Origin of the sequence: Bifidobacterium cuniculi (assembly GCF_000741575.1) — a bacterium.
In the GTDB taxonomy this organism is placed as follows: domain Bacteria; phylum Actinomycetota; class Actinomycetes; order Actinomycetales; family Bifidobacteriaceae; genus Bifidobacterium; species Bifidobacterium cuniculi.
Genome location: NZ_JGYV01000018.1, coordinates 13,921 through 31,437, shown reverse-complemented (window position 1 = coordinate 31,437; position 17,517 = coordinate 13,921). Strand labels below are relative to the sequence as shown.

The window sequence follows — 17,517 nt, the reverse complement described above, 5'->3', positions numbered from 1 at the left end:
CGAAGAACTTTTGAGTTCTTCGACCCGGTGCCCGCTTTAATTCAGGGTCCCCGAGAAAAGTCACGGAAAAACGAGAGATTTCTAGTGGAGCGCCTTGCCCGCGCTGCCCAGCTCCCGGCAGGCCTCCACCACGCGGGCGGCCATGGAATCCTCGGCCTCGCGGCCCCAGGACCGCGGGTCGTACATCTTCTTGTTGCCGACCTCGCCGTCCACCTTGAGCACCTCGTCGTAATGCCGGAACATATGCCCGGCGACCGCGCGGGTGAAGGCGTACTGCGTGTCCGTGTCGATGTTCATCTTCACCACGCCGTAGGAAACCGCCTTGGCGATGTCCTCGGGGCTGGAGCCGGAACCGCCGTGGAAGACCAGCTCGAAGGGCTTGTCACCGGGCGCGTTCGCATCCATCACCGCGTCGATGGAGCCGTCGCGCACGCCCGCGGCCACCCCCAGCTGGATCTCCTGGAGCAGTTCGGGGCGCAACTTGACCACGCCGGGCTTGTAGGCGCCATGCACGTTGCCGAAGGTGAAGGCGGCGATGTAGCGGCCGCGCTCGCCCAGTCCGAGCGCCTTGGCCACGGCGATGCCGTCGTCGACCGTCGAATACAGCTTCTCGTTGATCTCCGCGCTGTGACCGTCCTCCTCGCCGCCGACCGCGCCGATCTCGATCTCGAGCACGGTGTGCGCCTGCACGGACTTGTCGAGCAGCTCGCGAGCAATGGCGATGTTCTCCGTCAGCGGCACCGTGGAGCCGTCCCACATGTGCGACTGGAACATCGGCTCACGGCCATGCTTCACCTCCTCGATCTCGAGGTCGAGCAGCGGGCGCACCCACTCGTCGAGGTACTGCTTCGCACAGTGGTCGGTGTGCAGCGCCACCGTGATGCCCGGGTACTTCTTCGCCACTTCGTGCGCGAAGGCGGCGAAGGCGAGCGAGCCGGTCACGCGGTCGTTGACCTTCTGCCCGGAGAAGTAGGCGGAGCCACCCACCGACACCTGGATGATGCCGTCGGATTCGGCGTCCGCCAGGCCCTGCAGCGCCGCGTTGAGCGTCTGCGTGCTGGTCACATTGATGGCGGGGAACGCGTAGCCGCCCTGTCGCGCCGCGTCGAGCATCTCGCGGTAACGTTCCGGTGTTGCGATAGTCATGCCTCCATTATCACGCGCGCGCACGCAATCGCGGACCGCTGCGCCAAGAGCATGGCCGTTCTCTGCTAGGGTAGGCCTTACATCGCAACGATGACTGGGGAGAGAGGCTGGACGAAGGACATGGGCAGCATGGACGAACACGACGTCGACGACCTGCGCGACACCGCCGACGACATCGAAATCATCGACTTCGACGGCGCCGCGCGGCCGCCGAAACGCCGCCACGGCGCCGTCTTCACCGGCATCGCGGCGGCGCTGGCCACGCTGCTCGTCGTGGCGCTGGCCGGCGGCGGCTGGTACCTGTGGACCTACAAGTGGCGAAACGTGACCATCAGCGTGGACAACGAACCCGTCACCACCAGTGCGGACACCACCATCGCCGAACTGCTCAAGGACCATGACGACTTCGGGCGCAAACCCGGCCGCCTGCTCTCCGTCAAGGGGTCGATCCTGAAGAAGGACGGCGGGCTGCCCGTCTCCGTGAAACTCGACGGCCAACCGTTGGCGACCGCCGACTACGCGACCACGACGATCGCGCGCGCCGCCACGATGACGGTCACGCCGGGCGTCGACGTCGTCGAGCCGCACGACGTCGAACAGCGCAAGGTGCCCTTCCCCACCGACATCAACCTCAACAACGGACCCATCCAGGTCGTCACGCAACAGGGCGTCGACGGCGTCAACGAAGTGTGGATCGGCAAGCAAAGCAAGCAGGAGAACGTCCACCGCACCGTCAGCAAGCCGGTGCCGCTGGTCGTGCAGTCCTTCTCCCCCACCGCCACCGACGGCAGGAAGGTCATCGCGCTCACCTTCGACGACGGCCCCAGCCAGTACACGGGCAGGATCCTCGACGTGCTCAGGCAGAAGAAGGTCAAGGCCACGTTCTTCGACCTCGGCGAGCAGGCGCTCGCCTACCCGCAGCTCGAGCAGCGCATGGTGGCCGAAGGTCACCAGGTCGCCTCGCACAGCGTCTCCCACCCCTACCTGCCGGACCTGGACGGCGAGGAACTGCGTCAGGAGATCGTCGCCAGCTTCGAGGACCTGGAGAAGGCCTCGGACACCAAGACGCGCATCCTGCGCGCGCCGTACGGCGCCTTCGGCGCGGAGCAGTGGAAGGAAGCGGCCACGGTGATGGACATGAACGTGCTGTGGACGATCGACACGCTCGACTGGAAGAGGCCCGGCGCGAAGGCCATCCGCCAGGAGGTGTCCAAGAATGCGTACAACGGCGCCGTGGCGCTCATGCACGATGGCGGCGGCGACCGCACGCAGACCATCGAGGCGCTTCCCGGGATCATCGACGACCTGAGGAAGCAGGGCTACGAGTTCGTCACCATCGACCAGCTGTGCGAGTTGGGAGGGGTGCCCAAGGCCGCGCAAGCGGGCTCTTCTTCTTTGCTATAAGGGGCATCCTCGCGCTTACAGCAAGGAAGAAGAGCCAGCGACCACCTTGCGCAGCTCGCCCAGAAAAGCCTCGGCGGGCGCGGACAGGGTGCGTCCGCGACGCCAGGCGATGCTCAGGCGCACATGGAGTTCCGGTTCCAGGGGGAGGAAGGCCAGGCCGCTGTCCGGGGAGGTGTCCACGGTGCCCTCGAGGCACAGTTCATAGCCGAAGCCGGCGCGCACGAAGCGGGAGGCATTGTAACTGAGGTTCATGGTGCCGATGACGTCGTAGGGCTTGGCATTCGTCCCCTGCATAGACCAACCGGAGATGTCGCGGCGGTCCAGGCTGCCTCGTGGCACCATGAGCGGCAATTCCTGGAGCACGTCGGGTGTGATCGACCCGCGTGCCGTCAGCGGGTCGTCGGCACGCATCACCACGCCCATCGCCTCGCCGCCCGGCAGCGGCAGGTGGTCGTAGTGTCCCATGTCCACCGGCTGCACGAGCACGGCGAAGTCGGCCAAGCCGTTGTCGAGGCGTTCGGCGTTGTTGGCACCGTAGTCGTCGTGCAGCCGGAAAGTGACGCCCGGGTGCAGCATGCGGGTGCGTGTGGCGGCGCGACCCACGACCTCCATGACATTGCTCTGCGCGGCGGCGATATGCACGGGGCCTTCGACGCGCGCCCGGCGATGCACTTCCTCGCGTGCACGGTCGGCGAGCTCCACGATCTCCCGTGCGCGCCGGTAGAACACGACACCTTCCGCCGTCAGCTCGATGCCGTGGGCGCGGTTGCCGCGGGTGAAGAGAAGCACGCCGAGCTGTTTCTCGAGTTCACGGATGCGGCGCGAAAGGGTCGGCTGGCTGATGCGCAGCACGTCAGCCGCCGCCGAGATGCCCTCCTCCTGGACCACTGCCACGAAGTCGCGTAGGGTCTGGATGTCCATCGGGGCGCTCCTCACTGAATTCCGAATTTCACATTCATTTTATGAATACAGTTATACCAGAATCTGGTATTTGTAATGGAATCCATACGCCCGTACCGTAAAGAGTCAGGAACACGAACCATGTGGTGGTGGCTGGCGTCTGCCGGCGGCTAGATTTCTTACGAAAAACGTAAGATTGCCCACCGCCGGCAGACGCCAGCCACCACGCCAGACAACCTCTCCGACCAAGAAGGAACGGACCTATGGAACAGCAGACGATGAAGGCAGCAGTGTTCATGGAACCCGGCGTCATGGAAGTGCACGAAGTCGCCCGACCCGTCATCGAGAAGCCGACGGACGCCATCGTGCGCGTGCTCAAGGCATGCGTGTGCGGCTCGGACCTGTGGTGGTTCCGCGGCATCAACGAACGCGAGCACGGCTCGCTCTCGGGGCATGAGGCCATCGGCGTGATCGACGAGGTCGGCACGGACGTGCACGACCTCAAGCCGGGCGACTTCGTGATCGTGCCCTTCACCCACAACTGCGGCCGCTGCGCCGCCTGCCTCAAGGGCTTCGAAGCGGACTGCTTCAATGCGGAACCGGGCGGCAACGCCGGCTACCAGGCGGAATACATGCGTGCCACCTTCGCGGACAGCGCCCTGGTCAAGGTGCCCGGCAGGCCCGAGGACTATTCCGAGGAGCAGCTCGCGTCCCTGCTCACCCTTTCCGACGTGATGGCCACCGGCTACCATGCCGCCGTGAGCGCCGAGGTCGAGGAGGGCGACACGGTCGTCGTCATGGGTGATGGCGCGGTCGGCCTGTCCGGCGTGCTTGCCGCGAAGATGCTCGGTGTCAAGCGCATCATCGCCATGAGCCGCCATGAGGACCGCCAGCAGCTTGCCCGCGAGTTCGGCGCGACAGACATCGTGCCCGAACGCGGCGACGAGGCCGTGGCGCGCGTCATGGAGCTGACCGATGGCGCCGGCGCGGATGCGGTGCTCGAATGCGTCGGCTCGAAGCAGAGCATCGAGACCGCGCTGCGCGTGGCTGGCCCCGGCGCCACCGTGGGCCGCGTGGGCGTGCCCCACGACGCCGACATCGACACCACCGCGCTGTTCTGGCGCAACGTCGGTCTCAAGGGCGGGGTCGCGTCCGTCGCCTGGCACGACCGCAACGCCCTGCTCGCCGCCGTGCTCGACGGCACGATCGACCCCGGCCGCGTCTTCACCGCCACCTTCGACCTTGACCACGTGCAGGAAGCCTACGAGGCGATGGACCAGCGCAAGGCCATCAAGTCCCTGATCGACATCGCGAAGCACTGAACGATCCACCGTCAAGACCAACGAAGGAAGCATCATCATGACACCCACCCACATCCTGTTCGTCGGCGCCACCGGCAGCGTCGGCCGCTACGCCGTGGAGGAGGGACGTCACCAGGGATGCCACGTGCGGGCATTGGTCCGCGACGCCTCCCGCGCCCGCTTCGCCTCCGGCATCGAAGTCATCGAAGGCGACCTGACGAGCGTCGATTCGATGCGCGCCGCGCTCGACGGCATCGACGGCATCGTCTTCACGCAGGGCGCCCACGGCGGTCCGACCATGGTCGAATCCGTGGACTACGGCGCCGTGCGCAATGCGCTCGACGCCCTCGAGGGACGCCCCGTGCGCATTGCGCTCATGACCGCCATCGGCGTAACCTACATGGAAGGCAGCTTCAACGCCTCCACGCACACCCACGACTGGAAGCGCCGCAGCGAGCGCCTCGTGCGCGCCAGCGGCAACGAGTACACCATCGTGCGCCCCGGCTGGTTCGACATGAACGCCCCCGACCAGCATGAGCTCGTCTTCGAGCAGGGCGACCGCCATCGCACGGCCAGTCCCGCGGACGGCGTGGTCTCTCGCGCGCAGATCGCACAGGTCCTGGTGACGGCCCTCGGCTGCGAGGCTGCCGCGTACAAGACCCTGGAGCTTGTCTCCACCACCGGCCCCGCCCAGGACCGTGCACGGCTCGACGCCATGTTCGCCGCCCTGGACCCCGACCCGAAGGACACCCTGGACGGCGTGCGCGACGAGGACAACTTCCCGCCATGCTGCCAGCCCAAGCGCGTCAAGGAGGACCTGAAGCGCATCGAGGACTTCGCCGCCGGCCGCACCGCCTGACAACTGCCCGGCAGGACGTCCCGGCACCGCCGACGAGGTGGCCAACGTGGCCGAGCTGTTCATGGGTGATGTCGGCGCCTTCATCACCGGCGCGGACTTCCTCGTCGACGGCGGCGCCACCGCCAGCTATTTCTATGGGCCGCTGCGTCCCGGCACGCAGGACTGACTTCCCCTCGTATACCACACCGAAAGGAACGACCATCATGACCAACAAGCTTGTCGTCTTCTATTCCGCCACCGGCAACACCGCCCGCGCCGCGCGGACACTGGCCGAGGACATCGGCGCCGACATCGCCGAGCTGGTGCCCGCCGAGCCGTACACCGCCGCCGACCTGGACTGGAATGACCCGAACAGCCGCGTAAGCGTGGAGCACCGTGACCGTTCGATGCGCCCCGCACTGGCGAACGACCCGTCGATTGACGGCTACGACGAAATCTTCCTCGGCTACCCGCTGTGGTGGGAGACCGCCCCGCGCTTGGTGCGCACCTGGCTGGAAGGGCATGACTTCTCCGGCAAGAAGCTGACGACCTTCGCGACCTCGTCGATGAGCGTGCGCGGCGCCAACGGCGTACAGCTGCACGACTCCGCCCCGTCCGCCGACTGGGTCGACGGCCACCGCGTGACGCCGAACGCCAGCACAAAGGAACTGCGCGCCTGAGCCGATTCGTCCCGCTGCCCGACCAGGAGCATCCAACCATCCGAAGCCATACGAAAAATGAGGCAACCACCATGAAGAACATCCTGATCATTGGCGCAACCGGAACGCTCGGCCGGGCAACGACGGAAACCTTGCTGAGGAACACCGACGACCGGCTGACGCTGTTCTCCCGTTCCGCCGGGCCGGCGGCAACCTGGGCAGCAACCCGACGCTCCGCCCGTACCGCGAGGCGGCCGACGTCATCGAGTCCTCGGACCTGGACTACACGATCATCCGTCCCGGCTGGTTCACGGACGGATCGGTCGTAACACGCTCACCCCTCAACAAGCACCAAGGAGTGGACATGGATATGGAATTCCATTTCGAGAGGCAGGACGGCAAGTGGGTGATCGTCAGGCAGGTCGCCAGCATGTACTGACCCCGGAAAAGTCCCGCGGCTGCGAGGCCCGCAACCGCCCCATCCACCGCGTCCATCCCATCGATCGTTTCCTCATCACCATCGTTCCTGGAAGGAAAACACATGAGTGCACCCACACGCCGCATACGGGGACTGCTGTCGTTGCTGGCCTCCATGGCCATGGTTCTCGGGGTGGCCGCCTGCGGCTCCGGACCGCAAGGCGCCGCCGGCACCGACGTCTCCGCCACCACGGGGCCATCTCGCGGTTGTGCGTTCTGACCCGGTCAGGACACCGTGGATAGTGGACGGCAGGGAATCACCCGGACGATATTCGGTAGTTGTGAGTTATGCCCCGGTCAAAACCGGCAGAACAACGGTAGGACGCATCCCCTAAAGTTGGATGGACATCGAGATCGAGGGAGGAACACATGGCCACCAGGGAACGACTGGACCAGTACGGCAACCCCAAGCAGCCGGGCACGCACACGGGTCTCTGGAAAGCCGTGCTCGTCATCCTCGGCTACGTGTTCACGCTGCCGGTGCTGCTCACCATGGTCGACTCCCCGGCGGATACCGCCGTCAACGACTGGCTTACCCGTGGAGGCAACGGCGCGGTGGCGCTGCTGGTCGTCGCCACGATCATCGGTTGGGCCTGCTGGATTGCCGCGTTCGTGCTCAGCCGTCGCCCAGCCAATGCCGGCAAGGTGGGCGGCTGGCGCGGGGTCGTCGGGCCGGCGGTGTCCGTCGTGACGATGCTGTGTGCCTTCTGCACGGTGTTCGCGCTGCCGCTGCTGTGCATGGCGCATTTGTGAAATACATATCGTTGTCGCACGATTCGTGACCGACGCGTCCGAAAGCCGCCGTTTCATCGGCGAACGGGTGCTGGTGCCGCTGCACGACGAGGACGCGACCATCACGGCCATGGGGATCAAGGCAGCCGATGCCCCCTGCTCGACTGGGTCGCGAGACGACTGGCAGCGTGAGCACCGTACCGGCGGCCCTGCGCATAACTGCAGATTGCAGTTATGCGCGCACAACTGCGCAAATACTTTTGCATCTCCTGCATGTTGCGCATCTATCTGCCGAGTTATGTGCGCATAACTGCAATCTGCAGTTATGCGCACACCCCGCCGCGCACAAAATCACACGCAAAAACCGCCCGGAGCCGTCAGTCGCCCTGCCCCACGTAGTCCTCCTCGTGATGTTCGACCGGTTGATCATGCCGACCATCCTGCCGCCGTCGAAGACAGGCGCCTTCTTGAGGTGCTTGTCCGCGAGGATCTTGCACACCGTCTCGAGGTCGTCGTGCACGTCGACGCCGATGACGTTGCGCGTGGCGATCTGCATGACCGGCGCGTCCATCGCCTTGTTCACGACGGTGGCGAACCGGCCGTCGTCGCGCTCCGCCATGAAGGACCACGCACTCTGGAACAGCGGCGTCTGCTTGGACAGCGCGCGCATGACGTCGCCGTCGGAGACGAAGCCGACGAACAGCTCGACGGCGTCGAGCACGGTGCCGTCGGCGTTCGCCTGCGCGGCACACGGCTTGCGCTCGTTGCGCGCGATGACGAAGCCGACGCAGGCGAAGCCGGTGGCGAGCAGGCAGGACGCCGAGAAGCCGGAGGCCATGGCTGCGGCCGGTGCGGCACCGCCGGCCATGGCGCCTTCCTGGGTCAGGGAGAGCACACCCATGAACAGCGACGAGCCCAGACAGCCGGCAATCTGGAAGCCGGTGCTGACGATGGCGACGCCGTGCGGGTAGAGGTCACGGTCCAGCCGGGACAGCGCGAAGGTCTGTGTGGGACCCATGGTCAGCGCGACGCCGAGGATGACGAGCAGATAGAACACGATGATCCGCCACGCCTGCGCCGACTCGCCCAGCCGGGACAGCGCGAAGGTGAAGATGGCGGCGAGCACCAGGCCGATGGCGACCAGGATGGCGAAGAGCACGAACAGTGCATGCCAGGAGAAGGAGTGGAGCACCACGCCGGCCACGATGGGGCCGAGTGCGGGGCCGAGCGTCGTCATGGCGGAGACGGCGCCCATGTAGGTGCCGATCTTGCCCTCGGGGGCGACGACGAGCGTGAGGTTCATGCCCAACGGCACGATCATGCCGGTGCCGATCGCCTGGATCACGCGTGCGGCCAGCAGCAGCGGGAAGCTCGGCGCGACGAATCGGTACGGGGCGGGGCCAGGTTCCGTAGGAATTCGCGGCGAACTTCCCCATGCTCCTCGTCACCCGCCTCGTCCAGGCAGTCACGACAGGCCTGTCATTCCCCGTGGTGACATCCGCCCTCATGACCCTTGCACCCAACGGCAAGGCCGGCATGCTGCTGTCGGTCAACAGCGCCATCATCGGCTTCGGATTGGCCGTCGCACCCTCCCTGTCGGGATTGATCATCACCTACCGGAGTCTGCAGACGCTGTTCCTCCTTCCTGCCGTCGTCTCGGCCGTGCTGTTCGTCACGGGATTCTTCCTGCTCCACGATCTGCATGGGAGGCGGGACCGGAAGATCGACATACCCAGCGTCATCATGAGCCTGGTCACCATGGCAACCTTCATGTACGGGCTCAACGAGGTCACCCGCGCGCCAGCCATGTCACTGGTGCTCATGGGCGTGGCGGTCGCCGTCTCCGTCTTCTACGCACGCCTCGTCGTGGACCGGGAAGGCGAGTTGATATAGGGAGAATTTACACTATGGTCGTTGGGTCATTGAGGTTCTGCGCCTCGTGGCCGCGGCCGCAAGCGGTACCGCAGAAGCGTGGCATCAGGCAGCGGGGAAGGGCAGCACCCGGGGAGACAGATACGACCATGGGTGCGGCATCGTAGGCGCCTGTGCTTTCTCATGCATGGCGCCCAATGTCACGAAAACGGGGACGCCCGCGGCGAATTCCTACGGAACCCGGCTGCACCCCGTACGGATTCGTCGCCCCGCCTCCTTTCCACGGCGAATACGTACGGATTTGCACCACGATCCAGACAAATCCATCGGCTTCCGGCATACCTTCGGTTGCATGCGCCTGGGCTGACGGGGATGCGCAAGCGAGTCGTGTCGGCAACGTTCGGGCAGCGTGTCAGCGCAGGCGCGGACGTAGCGTGCCTGAAGGGCATGGCTCCTGCCTGTTCCTTTGGTCTGATCGCCCTGGACAACAAGGGCAGACACGACAACCAGTGAGTGCGAGTTCGCCCTAGCTACCCACAGCACAGTTCACGGAACCGCTCGGCAATCGGGCTCAGGGGACGGTTGCGCCGCCACGCCAGGTGCAGCCGGGTCTCCAGCCGCGGCTCGAGCGGGCGGAACGCCAACCCGCTGCCTTCGGAAGTGTCGACCAGGCCGGCGAAGGAAAGCAGCACGCCCAGGCCTTCGCGCACGAAGACGGCACCGTTGTAGGGCAGCCCGAAGGTCGCCTCGAGCCGCAGCTCCCCCATCAAGCCGCCCGCCCAGCGCGGTATGTCGAGCTTCCAGGACTGCGCGGAGCAGAACAGCGGATAGCCGACCAGGTCACGCACCCGCACGCGTTCGCGTCCGGCGAGCGGCGAGTCGTCGCGCATCACCACGCCCCAGACGTCGGGTTCCGGGAACGCCCACGATTCGTATTTCGCGCCGTCGGGCTCGTGGGCGAGGACCGCGAAGTCAATGGCGCCGTCGTCAAGCCGCCCGAGCACCTGCGCGCTCACGCCGCTGTCCACGTGGTACCGCAGGCCCGGGCTTTCCTCGCGCAGCTGCCTGATGGCGCGGGCCAGCACATCGATGTGCACCGATTCGGCCAGGCCGAAATGCAGGGTGCCGCCCGCAAGTCTGCCCAGGTCCGCGAACTCGTCTTCGATGCGGTCCGCCATGGCCACGAGGTCCTGTGCGCGCTCACGCAGCAGGCGGCCGTCCGCAGTGAGCGTCAGCCCGAAACTGCGGCGCACGAACAGCTTCGTCCCGAGCTCCTCCTCAAGGGACTTGACCATCTTGGACAGCGACGGCTGCGAGACATGCAACTCGTCGGCGGCACGCGTCATGTTCCCTTCACGAGAAATCGCGAGGAAGACACGCAGGGCCCGGATCTCCATCGCAAGGCTCCTTCCCTGTGGTATTCGTTTTTTGAATAATATACATGAAAAATATCTATTTGAAGCATATCGCGAACGGGCGCATACTGGTGTCCAGATGCGCGGCAGGCACCGTGCAACGCACACATCATCACGAAAGGAACAACATGGCGAAACTGGAACTGACGCCCATCTGGGACAAGGTCTTCCCGCAGAGCGACAAGGTCGAGCACTCCAAGGTCACCTTCCACAACCGCTACGGCATCGAGCTGGCGGCCGACCTCTACAAGCCCAAGGGCACCGCGGACGGCACGAAGCTGCCGGCCATCGCGGTCTCCGGCCCCTTCGGCGCCGTCAAGGAGCAGTCGAGCGGCCTGTACGCGCAGGCGATGGCCGAGCGCGGCTTCCTCACCATCGCCTTCGACCCGTCCTTTACCGGCGAGTCGGGCGGTTCCCCGCGCTACGTCGCATCCCCGGACATCAACACCGAGGACTTCTCCGCGGCAGTCGACTACCTGAGCAACCGCGAGGACGTCGACCCCGAGCACATCGGCATCATCGGCATCTGCGGCTGGGGCGGCATGGCTCTCAACGCCGCCGCCAACGACCCGCGCATCAAGGCGACCGTCGCCTCGACGATGTACGACATGAGCCGCGTGAGCGCGAACAACTACTTCGACGCCGACGACTCCGCGGACGCACGCAACAAGCTGCGCGCGCAGCTCGCCGCGCAGCGCACCGCCGACTACGCGGCCGGCGACTACGTGCGCGCCGGCGGCGTCGTCGACCCGCTGCCGGACGACGCGCCGCAGTTCGTCAAGGACTACCACGCGTACTACAAGACCCCGCGCGGCTATCACGCGCGCTCGCTCAACTCGAACGACGGCTGGAACACGACCTCCACGCTGAGCTTCATCAACATGCCGCTGCTGAGCTACATCGACGAAATCGAGGCACCGGTGCTGCTCATCCACGGCGAGAAGGCGCATTCGCGCTACTTCAGCGAGGACGCCTACAAGAAGCTCGAGCAGGGCATCAACCCGGCGAACAAGGAACTCATGATCATCCCCGGCGCCAACCACACCGACTTGTACGACCAGGTGGACATCATCCCCTTCGATGCCATCGACGGCTTCTTCACGAAGTACCTCAAGTAAGGCGGGACCCGTTTTGGCTCAAGACAACCAAGACGGCGAGGCGCTCGCCGACGTCATCGCGCACCTTGACGCCGGCGAGCGCCTCGTCATGGGGTCCGGACTCTTTGCACGCATGTCGGACGCCGGTGCCGACGCGGGCCGCATCTGCGCCGCGATCAACACCGGTTGGCACACGCCGGCCGAGCTGCGCGAGCTCCTCTCCGAGCTGACCGGCACCACCGTCGACGGCAGCGTACGGCTCACGCCGCCCTTCAACGCGGATTTCGGCCGCAACATCCACTTCGGCAAGGACGTATTCCTCAACAGCGGGTGCAAATTCCAGGACCAGGGCGGCATCTTCGTCGGCGACGGGGCGCAGATCGGCCACAACGTGGTGATCGCCACGCTCAACCATCCCCTCGACCCGGCACGGCGGCATGACATCCTGCCACAGCCAGTGCGCATCGGCAGGAACGTGTGGATCGGCTCGAACGCCACCGTGCTGCCCGGCGTGACCATCGGGGGACGACGCGGCGGTGGGCGCCGGGGCCGTGGTCACCAAGGACGTGGCGCCGCGCACCGTGGTGGCCGGGGTGCCGGCGCGGTTCATCAAGGCGATCGAGGGCGGTACCGAAGGGATGGCCGGCGCCTGATACCAGGCGGCCAGCCCGACGCGATAGTCCCGTGTTCGTACGCGTTCGTACGCGTTCATGAATGCATGCGCGGTTCGTATGCATTTATGTATTTTCATGCATTTGTTGTATGCGGCATCCAGTGCCACACTGGGAGCCACAGTCGTAGTGAACACATATGCATTCTCATTGCAAGGAGGGTTTCCGATGACCGAAACCGACAACACCAAGATCGTCCAGGACGTCCCCGAAGGCGTCCCCGCCGAGTACGCAGAGTCCCTTATGTTCCCCGTGGGCGCGCCGAACGACGCCTACGCCCAGTATTTCACCGGCCGCAGCTGGCTGGCACCCGTCTCCACCGAGCAGGTGGCCATGTCCAACGTGACCTTCGAACCGGGGTGCATCAACCACTGGCACATCCACCACGCCTCGAAGGACGGCGGCCAGATCCTCATCTGCGTCGGAGGCCGAGGCTACGCCCAGATCTGGGGCCAGGAGCCCATTGAGATGACCCCGGGCACCGTGGTCAACATCCCGGCCAACACCAAGCATTGGCACGGCGCCGCGCCGGATAGCTGGTTCTCGCACATCGCCGTGGCCGTGCCCGGCGAGGACATCAGCAACGAATGGCTCGAGCCCGTGGACGAGGCCGAGGTCGCCAAGCTCAAGTAACTGATTTGCGGCTTTGAGGTTGGGAGATATCAAAATCGGGAATTCCGGTGCATATGAATGGCCATTTTCCGCCATTCATATGCACCGGAACCCCGGAATCTGATATCTCCCAACGTCAAAGCGGGCAATCACACCCATATACACATACATACAAACAAATCATCGCAAAGGATTCCTTCGTCATGGCCAAGCACATCTCTCCCATCGCACTTGGCACCTGGTCCTGGGGCACCGGCGCAGCAGGCGGCGACCAAGTCTTCGGCAACCAACTGACCGAGGCCGACCTCAAGCCCGTCTTCGACGCCGCCATGGCTGCCGGCCTCAATGTCTGGGACACTGCCACCGTCTACGGCATGGGCGCATCCGAGGAAATCCTGGGCAGGCTTGCCTCGGACTATCCGCGAGAGGACCTCGTGCTGTCCACCAAGTTCACTCCGCAGATCTCCCCGGACGTTCCGGACCCGGTGGACGAGATGTGCGAGGCGAGCCTCAAACGCCTTGGAACGGATTACATCGACATCTACTGGATCCACAATCCGGCGGACGTGGAACGCTTCACGCCGGGACTCGTCGGACTCGTGAAAAGCGGGAAAGTGCGCCGCGTGGGCGTCTCCAACCACAACCTCGAACAGATCAAGCGCGCCGAGGAGATTCTCTCCGCGCAGGGCGTCCATCTTTCAGCCGTCCAGAACCACTTCAGCCTGCTGTACCGCTCTTCCGAGGATGCCGGCATCCTGGAATGGTGCCGCGAGCACGGCGTGGAATTCTTCGCCTACATGGTGCTCGAGCAGGGAACCCTCTCCGGCAAGTATTCCACCGCCAACCCACTGCCGGCAGGCAGCCAGCGCGGCGAGACCTACAACCCCCTCATGCCCCGGATCGACCAGGTGGTCGCCTCCATGAGGCCCATCGCCGAGGCGCATGGCGTGCACGTGGCCCAGATTCCGCTTGCATGGGCGATTTCCAAGGGCACGACGCCCATCATCGGCGTGACCAAGCTCGCGCAGGTCGCGGATGCGGCCGCCGCGGCCCAGGTCAAGCTCACAGATGGGGAAATGGCCGCGATCGAGGAAGCCGCCCAGGAAGCGCATGTCGACACCCGCGGTTCCTGGGAGAACCCGATGGCCTAGGCACCCAGTTCCGGATTCGCCACGTCGACGGCTTCCCTTCGGCCCCGGGCAGAACGGAGACACCAAGGGGAGCCGTCGTCATACGCTGGCCGCGAGCGGCATGCACGGCAGCAGCACAGGAGGGGCTTATGGCCACAACAACCAAGATCGACGTCCATGCACATTATTTCCCACCCGTCTACGGCAAGATGCTGGAACGCCATGGGATGGGCGAGCGCATCGACGGAGCGCCACGGCCCGCGTGGAGCGAGGAACGGCAGCTGGCCTTCATGGACGACATGGACATCGAGGTCGCCGTACTTTCGCCGTCATCCCCCGCGGTCAACCAAGGGGATGACGCCGAAGCCATCGAGGTGGCCCGCGACAGCAACGAGTATGGTGCAGGACTGGCAAGGCGCCACCCCGGGCGATTCGTGGTGGCAGGCACGCTGCCCGTGCCGGATGCTGAGGGGGCCATCGCGGAGATCCGGTACTGCCGCGAGAAGCTCGGCATCCGCAGTTTCGCCATGCTGACTCAGTCGTGCGGCGTCTACTTGGGAAGCCCGGAACTCGAGCCGGTCATGGAGGAACTCGACAGGCAACCCTGCACGGTCGTACTGCATCCCACACGCCCCGCCCGCGTGCCGGACTCCCCCGCAACCGCGCTTCCCGACGCCTTCATGGAGTACTTCTTCGACACCACCCGGGCCATCGTTTCGATGATCGTGGCGGGAACCTTCCGGAAGCACCCCAACATCCGTTTCGTCGTGCCGCATGCCGGTGCGGTGCTGCCCGTGCTGTCGGACAGGCTCGCCGTGCTGTCGCAGGCCTTCCCTGCCGGCGAGCTCGACGTCATGGGCGACCTCGCGGGCCTCTACTACGACCTCGCAGGCGTATCCATGCCCAAGCAATTCGACCTCGTGCGCCAGGTGACCGACGACAGCCACATCCTCTACGGCTCCGACGCCCCCTTCACCCCACCTGCACTGTGCCGCAGCTTCGCCGCTGCCATGGACCAACGCTTCGACGACGGGCTCGCCACTGCAGTATTCCGGGAGAACGCGCTGGCCATCTTCCCGGAAATCCAAGATCAGGCCAACACCAACACCAAGGAGACACTATGACACGCTTTACCACCGACGAGGACCTCACCCGCACCGACCCCGGCTTCATGGAGCGCATGACGCACTTCGCGCAAGTCGAAGTACCCCAGGACGAAGCCACGAAGATCGACGAGGAGTCCCGCCACCTGGCCATCCTGGCCACCCTGCTCGGCTGCCAGGGCCAGGAGGAGTTTCACGTGGAACTCGAACGTGCCCTCGACGCGGGCCTGACACCCGTGCAGGTCAAGGAAGTCGTCTACCAGGCCGTGGATTACCTGGGCATCGGCCGCGTCCGCCCGTTCCTGACCCTCACCAACGACGTGCTGGAAGCGCGCGGCGTGCAACTGCCGCTGCCCGACCAAGCCACGACGACCATGGAGGACCGCCTCGAGCGCGGCGCCGCCATACAGGCCGCCTATTTCGGAGAGCAGATGCGCGAGAACTGGAAGAAGGGTTCCATCGAGCGCTGGCTGGCCGACAACTGCTTCGGCGACTACTACACCCGCACGGGCCTGACCGACCGGCAGCGTGAGCTGATCACCTTCTGCTTCCTGAGCGCGCAGGGCAGCTGCGAACCGCAGCTCACCGCACACGCCATGGGCAACATGAACCTGGGCAACACCGCCGGGTTCCTGCGCAAGGTCGTGGCGCAGTGTGTGCCGTACATCGGCTACCCGCGCAGCCTTAACGCGATCCGCGTGGTCGGCGAGGCCGAGAAGGCCTTCGCTGCCGCACAGGAGGAGAGGTAGAGATTTCTCGAAGGCCTATCTCACTTTTCAGCAATCCATTCCCAAGAAGGTCCATCATGATCCAATCCCTCCGGAAGCGCGCCATGCGGGGCATCGCGGCCATCGGAATCGTCGCCATGGCCGCAGCCGCAAGTGCATGCGACAGCGCGGACAGCTCTCCCGCAACCGCATCCTCCACCCAGCCGGGCGCTACCTCGACGTCACCGACACCGTCGGCAACGGACGGCGACGCGGCACAAGCGGCCGACGACACCGTGACGCTCACCGTGGACGGCAGGCAGTTCACGGTGGCGCTCGCCGACAACGCCACGGCCCATGCCTTCGCCACCATGTTGCCGCTCGACGACCTGGCGATGACCGAGCTCAACGGCAACGAGAAGTACCATCGCTTCGAACAGACGCTTCCGTCCGACCCCACGACGCCGGACACCATCAAGGCCGGCGATGTCATGCTCTACCAGGATGACTGCATCGTCGTCTTCTACGAGGACCATGCCAACCCGGGCTACCGGTACACACGCATCGGCACAATCACCGACACTTCCGGCCTTGCCGAGGCAGTGGGCAACGGCACCGTCACCATGGGCTTCACCGCAGGAAACTGACATAACGGGCATCCGCAGGCAGAATTGTGCGAATGTTGCGCAAAGCGCAGGGAACTGCGGCGTTTCCCCTCCCCTTCCCCGCGTCTTTCCCCTATACTCGTTGCCATATTCCGCGCCCGACGGCGGCGCGGACTCGACGACGAGGAGGAGCCATGCAAGGATTCGCCACCTACACCAGCCAATACGGACCGCTGCGCCTCGACTGGCTCGACGACGCCATCGTCAGGCTGCATATCGTGACACAGTCCGACTACGAGCAGGACGGCGCCGGCGAGCCGACGGCACTGACCGACGACACCTTCGACCAACTGCAGCGCTATTTCGCCGGTACGCTGCGCCAGTTCACCGTGCCGATCGCCTTCACTTCCGGCACGCCATTCCAGCGCACCGTCTGGCAGGCGCTGCGCGAGATCCCCTATGGCAAGACGCGCACCTATGCGCAGGTCGCGCAGGCCGTGGGGCGTCCAAAAGCCGTGCGCGCCATAGGCTCCGCCAACAACCGAAACCCCCTGCCCATCCTGGTGCCCTGCCACCGCGTGGTGGGCTCCGGCGGCGCCATGGTCGGCTATGCCTACGGCGTGGAGATGAAGCGGGCGCTCCTGCAGATGGAGATGCAGTCCCAGCTTGGCTGAGCCGGCAGCAGGCATCTCTGCCGCCTCCGGCTTATACAACCAAGCAAGCCGGAGGCGCAGGCCGACCGATAGAACTGGCACAGGAAACTATAAGCAACTATTAGTGACTATAGGGGACTACAAATGACCTATAGGAGTACGCAGTCGAAGGAAATAGGTCCACGAGTCCCGGCG

General features: G+C 65.3%; 19 protein-coding genes and 2 pseudogenes. 17 read left to right on the top strand and 4 right to left on the bottom strand.

Features of this window, described 5'->3' with window-relative positions:
- Positions 1-81: 81 nt before the first annotated feature.
- Positions 82-1,146 (bottom strand): class II fructose-bisphosphate aldolase, encoded by a 1,065-nt coding sequence (fbaA, locus tag BCUN_RS08910; protein WP_033515222.1) that lies wholly within the window; start codon positions 1,144-1,146, stop codon positions 82-84.
- A 129-nt stretch (positions 1,147-1,275) separates the two neighbouring features.
- Here fbaA and BCUN_RS08905 point away from each other — a divergent pair, with 129 nt between their 5' ends.
- A complete protein-coding gene (locus BCUN_RS08905) occupies positions 1,276-2,550 on the top strand; it encodes a polysaccharide deacetylase family protein (protein WP_051920988.1) in 1,275 nt (424 codons plus the stop codon).
- 15 nt (positions 2,551-2,565) lie between these two features.
- Here the strand turns inward: BCUN_RS08905 and BCUN_RS08900 are convergent, their stop codons facing one another.
- The gene (locus BCUN_RS08900) at positions 2,566-3,471 is read right to left on the bottom strand and encodes a LysR family transcriptional regulator (protein ID WP_033515226.1); all 906 of its coding nucleotides are present in this window, start codon (positions 3,469-3,471) and stop codon (positions 2,566-2,568) included.
- 242 nt (positions 3,472-3,713) lie between these two features.
- Between BCUN_RS08900 and BCUN_RS08895 the strand changes: the two genes are divergently transcribed.
- The 7 genes from BCUN_RS08895 to BCUN_RS08875 all read left to right on the top strand — a co-directional run bounded on the left by BCUN_RS08895 (position 3,714) and on the right by BCUN_RS08875 (position 7,478).
- Positions 3,714-4,772, top strand: coding sequence for a zinc-dependent alcohol dehydrogenase family protein (locus BCUN_RS08895; protein ID WP_202961099.1), 1,059 nt, complete (start codon positions 3,714-3,716; stop codon positions 4,770-4,772).
- 37 nt (positions 4,773-4,809) lie between these two features.
- Positions 4,810-5,610: an SDR family oxidoreductase gene (locus BCUN_RS08890; protein WP_033515228.1), complete on the top strand. Its 801-nt coding sequence runs from the start codon at positions 4,810-4,812 to the stop codon at positions 5,608-5,610.
- 203 nt (positions 5,611-5,813) lie between these two features.
- A complete protein-coding gene (locus BCUN_RS08885) occupies positions 5,814-6,269 on the top strand; it encodes a flavodoxin (RefSeq protein ID WP_033515230.1) in 456 nt (151 codons plus the stop codon).
- Between the two features lie 71 nt (positions 6,270-6,340).
- Positions 6,341-6,577, top strand: coding sequence for a KR domain-containing protein (locus BCUN_RS12940; protein WP_239646276.1), 237 nt, complete (start codon positions 6,341-6,343; stop codon positions 6,575-6,577).
- Positions 6,511-6,687: a hypothetical protein gene (locus BCUN_RS12935; protein WP_338010503.1), complete on the top strand. Its 177-nt coding sequence runs from the start codon at positions 6,511-6,513 to the stop codon at positions 6,685-6,687. The genes BCUN_RS12940 and BCUN_RS12935 overlap by 67 nt, the downstream gene beginning before the upstream one ends.
- A gap of 102 nt (positions 6,688-6,789) precedes the next feature.
- Positions 6,790-6,945 carry a hypothetical protein gene (locus BCUN_RS12430; protein WP_156100149.1) on the top strand — a complete coding sequence of 52 codons (156 nt, stop codon included), beginning with the start codon at positions 6,790-6,792 and terminating at the stop codon, positions 6,943-6,945.
- A 149-nt stretch (positions 6,946-7,094) separates the two neighbouring features.
- Positions 7,095-7,478, top strand: a complete 384-nt coding sequence (locus BCUN_RS08875; protein WP_033515234.1) for a hypothetical protein — start codon at positions 7,095-7,097, stop codon at positions 7,476-7,478.
- A gap of 211 nt (positions 7,479-7,689) precedes the next feature.
- Here the strand turns inward: BCUN_RS08875 and BCUN_RS08870 are convergent, their stop codons facing one another.
- The gene (locus BCUN_RS08870; protein ID WP_274518385.1) at positions 7,690-8,874 is read right to left on the bottom strand and encodes an MFS transporter; all 1,185 of its coding nucleotides are present in this window, start codon (positions 8,872-8,874) and stop codon (positions 7,690-7,692) included.
- Positions 8,875-8,888: 14 nt separating this feature from the next.
- On the opposite strand from BCUN_RS08870, the pseudogene BCUN_RS08865 reads away from it, so the two are divergent.
- Positions 8,889-9,350, top strand: a pseudogene (locus BCUN_RS08865) (MFS transporter); the annotation flags it as partial.
- A gap of 509 nt (positions 9,351-9,859) precedes the next feature.
- On the opposite strand, the gene BCUN_RS08860 reads toward BCUN_RS08865, so the two are convergent.
- The gene (locus BCUN_RS08860) at positions 9,860-10,726 is read right to left on the bottom strand and encodes a LysR family transcriptional regulator (protein WP_033515240.1); all 867 of its coding nucleotides are present in this window, start codon (positions 10,724-10,726) and stop codon (positions 9,860-9,862) included.
- Between the two features lie 146 nt (positions 10,727-10,872).
- On the opposite strand from BCUN_RS08860, the gene BCUN_RS08855 reads away from it, so the two are divergent.
- The 8 genes and pseudogenes from BCUN_RS08855 to BCUN_RS08820 all read left to right on the top strand — a co-directional run bounded on the left by BCUN_RS08855 (position 10,873) and on the right by BCUN_RS08820 (position 17,343).
- Positions 10,873-11,862, top strand: a complete 990-nt coding sequence (locus BCUN_RS08855; protein WP_202961097.1) for an alpha/beta hydrolase — start codon at positions 10,873-10,875, stop codon at positions 11,860-11,862.
- Positions 11,825-12,337, top strand: a pseudogene (locus BCUN_RS13000) (LbetaH domain-containing protein); the annotation flags it as partial. The gene BCUN_RS08855 and the pseudogene BCUN_RS13000, both read left to right, overlap by 38 nt.
- 343 nt (positions 12,338-12,680) lie before the next feature.
- A complete protein-coding gene (locus tag BCUN_RS08845; RefSeq protein ID WP_051920986.1) occupies positions 12,681-13,145 on the top strand; it encodes a cupin domain-containing protein in 465 nt (154 codons plus the stop codon).
- Between the two features lie 182 nt (positions 13,146-13,327).
- Positions 13,328-14,275 (top strand): aldo/keto reductase, encoded by a 948-nt coding sequence (locus BCUN_RS08840; protein WP_033515246.1) that lies wholly within the window; start codon positions 13,328-13,330, stop codon positions 14,273-14,275.
- Positions 14,276-14,403: 128 nt separating this feature from the next.
- Positions 14,404-15,378: an amidohydrolase family protein gene (locus BCUN_RS08835; protein WP_051920985.1), complete on the top strand. Its 975-nt coding sequence runs from the start codon at positions 14,404-14,406 to the stop codon at positions 15,376-15,378.
- Positions 15,375-16,106: a carboxymuconolactone decarboxylase family protein gene (locus BCUN_RS08830; RefSeq protein ID WP_033515248.1), complete on the top strand. Its 732-nt coding sequence runs from the start codon at positions 15,375-15,377 to the stop codon at positions 16,104-16,106. The genes BCUN_RS08835 and BCUN_RS08830 overlap by 4 nt, the downstream gene beginning before the upstream one ends.
- A gap of 56 nt (positions 16,107-16,162) precedes the next feature.
- Positions 16,163-16,711, top strand: coding sequence for a cyclophilin-like fold protein (locus BCUN_RS11600; protein ID WP_051920984.1), 549 nt, complete (start codon positions 16,163-16,165; stop codon positions 16,709-16,711).
- A 152-nt stretch (positions 16,712-16,863) separates the two neighbouring features.
- Positions 16,864-17,343 carry a methylated-DNA--[protein]-cysteine S-methyltransferase gene (locus BCUN_RS08820; RefSeq protein WP_033515250.1) on the top strand — a complete coding sequence of 160 codons (480 nt, stop codon included), beginning with the start codon at positions 16,864-16,866 and terminating at the stop codon, positions 17,341-17,343.
- Positions 17,344-17,517: the final 174 nt, after the last annotated feature.

What these genes read in the sequence shown, in the direction of transcription:
- fbaA (WP_033515222.1), bottom strand. Translation starts at nt 1,146, where the DNA reads ATGACTATCGCAACACCGGAACGTTACCGCGAGATGCTCGACGCGGCG.
- BCUN_RS08905 (WP_051920988.1), top strand. Translation starts at nt 1,276, where the DNA reads ATGGACGAACACGACGTCGACGACCTGCGCGACACCGCCGACGACATC.
- BCUN_RS08900 (WP_033515226.1), bottom strand. Translation starts at nt 3,471, where the DNA reads ATGGACATCCAGACCCTACGCGACTTCGTGGCAGTGGTCCAGGAGGAG.
- BCUN_RS08895 (WP_202961099.1), top strand. Translation starts at nt 3,714, where the DNA reads ATGGAACAGCAGACGATGAAGGCAGCAGTGTTCATGGAACCCGGCGTC.
- BCUN_RS08890 (WP_033515228.1), top strand. Translation starts at nt 4,810, where the DNA reads ATGACACCCACCCACATCCTGTTCGTCGGCGCCACCGGCAGCGTCGGC.
- BCUN_RS08885 (WP_033515230.1), top strand. Translation starts at nt 5,814, where the DNA reads ATGACCAACAAGCTTGTCGTCTTCTATTCCGCCACCGGCAACACCGCC.
- BCUN_RS12940 (WP_239646276.1), top strand. Translation starts at nt 6,341, where the DNA reads ATGAAGAACATCCTGATCATTGGCGCAACCGGAACGCTCGGCCGGGCA.
- BCUN_RS12430 (WP_156100149.1), top strand. Translation starts at nt 6,790, where the DNA reads ATGAGTGCACCCACACGCCGCATACGGGGACTGCTGTCGTTGCTGGCC.
- BCUN_RS08875 (WP_033515234.1), top strand. Translation starts at nt 7,095, where the DNA reads ATGGCCACCAGGGAACGACTGGACCAGTACGGCAACCCCAAGCAGCCG.
- BCUN_RS08860 (WP_033515240.1), bottom strand. Translation starts at nt 10,726, where the DNA reads ATGGAGATCCGGGCCCTGCGTGTCTTCCTCGCGATTTCTCGTGAAGGG.
- BCUN_RS08855 (WP_202961097.1), top strand. Translation starts at nt 10,873, where the DNA reads ATGGCGAAACTGGAACTGACGCCCATCTGGGACAAGGTCTTCCCGCAG.
- BCUN_RS08845 (WP_051920986.1), top strand. Translation starts at nt 12,681, where the DNA reads ATGACCGAAACCGACAACACCAAGATCGTCCAGGACGTCCCCGAAGGC.
- BCUN_RS08840 (WP_033515246.1), top strand. Translation starts at nt 13,328, where the DNA reads ATGGCCAAGCACATCTCTCCCATCGCACTTGGCACCTGGTCCTGGGGC.
- BCUN_RS08835 (WP_051920985.1), top strand. Translation starts at nt 14,404, where the DNA reads ATGGCCACAACAACCAAGATCGACGTCCATGCACATTATTTCCCACCC.
- BCUN_RS08830 (WP_033515248.1), top strand. Translation starts at nt 15,375, where the DNA reads ATGACACGCTTTACCACCGACGAGGACCTCACCCGCACCGACCCCGGC.
- BCUN_RS11600 (WP_051920984.1), top strand. Translation starts at nt 16,163, where the DNA reads ATGATCCAATCCCTCCGGAAGCGCGCCATGCGGGGCATCGCGGCCATC.
- BCUN_RS08820 (WP_033515250.1), top strand. Translation starts at nt 16,864, where the DNA reads ATGCAAGGATTCGCCACCTACACCAGCCAATACGGACCGCTGCGCCTC.